This is a genomic window from Pseudanabaena sp. CCNP1317, from assembly GCF_034931345.1.
GTDB classification, from domain to species: Bacteria; Cyanobacteriota; Cyanobacteriia; order Pseudanabaenales; family Pseudanabaenaceae; genus Pseudanabaena; species Pseudanabaena galeata.
This window is the reverse complement of record NZ_JAYGIF010000136.1, coordinates 1-2,074: the sequence shown is the minus strand read 5'-3', so window position 1 is coordinate 2,074 and position 2,074 is coordinate 1. Positions and strand designations below refer to the sequence as shown.

Here is a 2,074-nt window from a genome sequence, read left to right as displayed (position 1 = left end):
CAAAACCTAAAAGATGAACTTCACGTCGATATCTCTGCTAAAACTATAAAGCAGTATATATGGCGAATTAACGAAAAACAAAAAAAGGGTGGGACAAAAGCTAAAACCCATACCGCTAGGGCAGAAAGGGCTTTACCGCAACACAAACCATCAGGATCTGAGCTAACTCAACAACCAATTACAAGTTTGTCGGATAGTATGGCTAATATCCCCTCTGCAACGGAAACTCTTACCAATGTAGAAAATAGCGATCGCTCCGAACCAATCTCAGTAGTAAAGCCAAACAGCAGCAAGGCAACCCCCAAACCACAAAGCATTGTCCCAAAGTCTCTCCCCGTGGACGATGATGACTACGATGATGATTTGGCACAACAAAAAATATTGAAGTACTTCAATAGATAATAGGAGACAACATTATGGCAAATATCAACCTGATCGATGGGGAAAAAGGTGGTGTAGGCAAAAGCTGGGTCGCTCGCACCATGTTGCAATACCTGACCGATAACAAAATTTCTTTCACCAGTATTGAAACAGATCGCAGTAACCCAACTGTCCTCGATATATACAAAGAATCTAAAACTGCTGTTTTCTCAGAAAATGAAAAAATGGCTGATGTCGCTGATGCCATTTTTGAATATGCACTCAAGAAAACGGTTGTCGTCAATTTACCCGCTCAGGCTCACCGAGCAGTATCGAAATGGATTGACACCAAAGGATTACTAGATTTGGGCAAGGAACATGACGTGACATTTATCAAGTGGTTTGTCAGTGACGGTGAAAGTGACTCAATTAAGCTATTCACTGAGTCGCTAGAACATTATCAAGGCTATATCACCCATGTGTTTATCAAAAATTGGGGGCGCTGCGATGAATGGGATTACTTCAAAGCTCACGAAGAGATCCAGAAAGCGATCGCTGAATACAATGTTACAGTGATTGACTTTCCCAAGTTGAGTGATGGTAGGCGGATCGAAATTAATGCTAAGCATCTCACCTTCGAGGATGCATCCAATTACTCTGAATTTGGACTCATTGGCAGGAATCAAATCAAAACATATTTACGTGAAGCATACAAAGCTTTTGAGTCCACTGGGCTTCTCGCCAAAGCCAAACAGCCCCAGTCATTGAAAGCCTAGTATGAATAGCAATCCCCTGCCCAAAACCTATCTGGATATTGCCATTCATGACTACGATCCCGTGGTCAAAGCCAAAATCTACGAGATTGTGGCTAAGTCTGGTATCCCCCAAAACGATCCTTACATTGCGATTTTCTTGTCTAATGCCCAAGTTGCGGCAACAGTTGCCACTGCGCCAAATCTACTCCAAAGTGCCTTAGCTAAAGGCTTCGATGTTGGTATCCAAAAGTTCAGCGACTTTCTGGCGACTCTACGCGAGACTGCGGTTAAAGAACAGGAGGTGGCGATTAGTCAGGCGATCGCTAATATCATCAAAAACAAACAGCATCAGGAATCCCAAGGTTATTGGCGGGCGATTAGCTTGCCCTTCATTGGTTTCTGTGCGGGGATGTTGATGATTGGCTTAGCGGCGGGTCTGGTTTCGGGCTTGGCGATCGCGAAACTGTTTTTACCTACACCCAGTCTAAACGCCCAATCCGCTAGGGATTTGGAGTGGGTGGCAAGTGACAACGGCAAATTAGCTAGGAATCTCGTGGACTGGAATCAGAGTATTTTAAAAACCTGCCTTCAGGATCAGCAAAACCTCAAGGAAGCTTTAATCATTCTCAATGGTAAATATGTGACTAAAGGTTTATGCGCCCTATGGGTATTGCCTGAAACCCAGAGAGTCTATGAAGATCGCCGTTGATTCGGTTGCGACAATTCATGAATCAAAAAACACAATAGCTAACTTTTACTGCCCAAAAACGTTCAAAATTTCGTAATATTTACTTTTTAAGTCATCGTTTAAGTAGATTTTTTGACTTTTGTATTAACGTCAGTTCGACAGAGTAGACAAAAGCAAAAGAAAAGCTGAGACTAGGTTTGACAAACTAAAAGCCTCAGCAATATGAACAGTATCGTATCGCACTTGGATATCACGCGAATCTTCTGTGAAG

General features: G+C 42.7%; 3 protein-coding genes. All 3 read left to right on the top strand.

The features are described 5' to 3' along the window. Positions 1-402: hypothetical protein (locus tag VB775_RS22500; protein ID WP_323216960.1), on the top strand; the 402-nt coding region annotated here is incomplete at its 5' end. Between the two features lie 14 nt (positions 403-416). Further along, positions 417-1,136, top strand: a complete 720-nt coding sequence (locus VB775_RS22495; protein ID WP_281009610.1) for a mobilization protein MobD-like protein — start codon at positions 417-419, stop codon at positions 1,134-1,136. Position 1,137: 1 nt separating this feature from the next. Continuing rightward, positions 1,138-1,824: a DUF6753 family protein gene (locus VB775_RS22490; protein WP_281009611.1), complete on the top strand. Its 687-nt coding sequence runs from the start codon at positions 1,138-1,140 to the stop codon at positions 1,822-1,824. The last annotated feature ends 250 nt before the right edge of the window (positions 1,825-2,074 follow it).